The following is a 255-nucleotide window of genomic DNA, read 5'->3' as shown; positions in this document are numbered from 1 at the left end:
ACGGTACTGGTACTAATTACCTGAAGTTTAGAGGTTTTTCTTGGAAGCCCTTAGGCGCACTATCTCTTTGTCCGAAGACTCCGAGTACTATCGTATTTCCCCAAAATCTGTGGATTTGCCTGCAGATATTATAGGTAGGTACTTCAACGAACTATTCCGTCAGTTCGCGGCGCTTTCATCACTCCGTCACCCCATCACAGTAATTAGTAGTACGGGAATATTAACCCGTTAGCCATCGACTGTCCCTTTCGGGTT

At 45.5% G+C, this 255-nt stretch carries 1 rRNA gene; it reads right to left on the bottom strand.

Going from position 1 to position 255, the window contains the following annotated elements:
* Positions 1-255 (bottom strand): 23S ribosomal RNA (locus D0817_RS25555); the annotation flags it as partial.

Source organism: Flavobacterium cupreum, from assembly GCF_003996965.1.
Classification (GTDB): Bacteria; Bacteroidota; Bacteroidia; order Flavobacteriales; family Flavobacteriaceae; genus Flavobacterium; species Flavobacterium cupreum.
This window is presented reverse-complemented; position numbering and strand designations above follow the sequence as displayed.